General features: G+C 68.9%; 1 protein-coding gene and 1 pseudogene. Both read right to left on the bottom strand.

Features of this window, described 5'->3' with window-relative positions; all coding sequences use genetic code 11:
* Positions 1-535 precede the first annotated feature (535 nt).
* Complete coding sequence (locus AB0E14_RS39755; protein ID WP_362430477.1) at positions 536-787, bottom strand: hypothetical protein; 252 nt, start codon at positions 785-787, stop codon at positions 536-538.
* A 283-nt stretch (positions 788-1,070) separates the two neighbouring features.
* Positions 1,071-1,253, bottom strand: a pseudogene (locus AB0E14_RS39760) (IS5/IS1182 family transposase); the annotation flags it as partial.
* Between the last annotated feature and the right edge of the window lie 143 nt (positions 1,254-1,396).

Raw genomic sequence — 1,396 nt, forward strand, 5'->3', positions numbered from 1 at the left:
AGGCACCGAACGTCTACGAACAGCAGTCAGCTACTCTGACACTTGCCGCATAACGACACGAACAGGTGTCCACCTTTTGGGGACAAGGCCCGATCGCCACCGGTCTGGGCTGGGCCATGACGACGCTTGCCGTCGTGGGCTATACGGGCTTGGCGCGCAGAGGGTGAGTCACGACGGGGGCGAAGAGCCACCGTGATCGAACCGGCCCGGTCGCATCAGTCGCTTGCCGAACGAGCAGCAGGGGGAGAAGGCGATCGCCCCTGCCAAGACGCCTTGACAACAGAGCCGTCGGAGACAGCCGGGCAGGGGCGAGACCGTTAACACCGTTAACGCGCCGTGCTCACCGCCAGAGCACGTCGGAGATGACCCGGTGGCACCCCCCTCGCCTGAGGACCTGTTGGCGGTGACAGAGCCTCATCGGGACCCGTGCCTCCAGCACATCGGGAACCGAGACCGGGAGGGGCAACACGTAGGCGCCCTGAAACACAGAAAGCCACCGCGCTCCTTCAGTTCCGGGCGCGCGGGGCCTTCGCAGTCAGAGGCCGCGAGTGGCCGGGCTGGGCGCGGCCTTGTGGTTGTCGCGGTGCTGGCGCTGCTCCGGTTCGGCAAGGACGCGCAGGCCGTGCGGGTCGCCGACGGGGCCGCAGGCACTGCACATCACGGCGTAGTTGCAGCGGCCGACGCACCCGGCGCTGGCATCGCGGGGCTTGCCGGAAGGGCTGACCGCGTGGGTGCACTCGGTTCCGTCGGGGTAGAGCGGGGCGATCTTCACCCTGATGCGGGCCATGGGCTTGGGCTCCTGTTCGGGTTCGGGGGAAGGGCAGCTGGTGGAGCGCGGTCGCGGGGGCGCGGCCCCGGATGGGGCGCGGTGGGGTGGGCGGTTCGGTTCGGGTGAGCGCGGTCTCGGTGAGGAGTTTGAGCTGTCCGGCGGCGGCTGCGCGGGCGGCGAGGGTGGGGGAGCGGGTGACCCGGTGCTGGCCGTGGTCGATGCGGAGGTGGCAGAGCTAGCAGGCGGCGAGCAGGTTCGTCCCTCGCACGTCTTCGGGGGTGTGGTTGAGGTGAGCGGTGGTGGTGCGGTAGGAGACGGCCACGAGCAGGACCCGGTCGGCCAGCGGCGGACACCACGGCCGGCCACCACCGGGACCGTTCCCGCCCCGCTCCTTCACTGCTTTCACCAGCTTCGCAAACCGGTCGATTCGCAAGCCCGTGAACGTCTCGACCCACACCGGCTCAGCCCGCAACACCGCACCCATGCAGGGAAAATGCCCGGAACTGAGCCTTCTGCAACACCCTTTACGAGTTCGTGCACGGTAAGCGGTGAGACGTCGAGGGCTCCGGCAGGCCTGGTGCTCACCTCTGTCGTCGTGGGTTCAGGTCCGCGGTCTGCTGGTGGGAC

It is taken from the genome of Streptomyces sp. NPDC047981 (assembly GCF_040653315.1).
Lineage (GTDB): Bacteria > Actinomycetota > Actinomycetes > Streptomycetales > Streptomycetaceae > Streptomyces.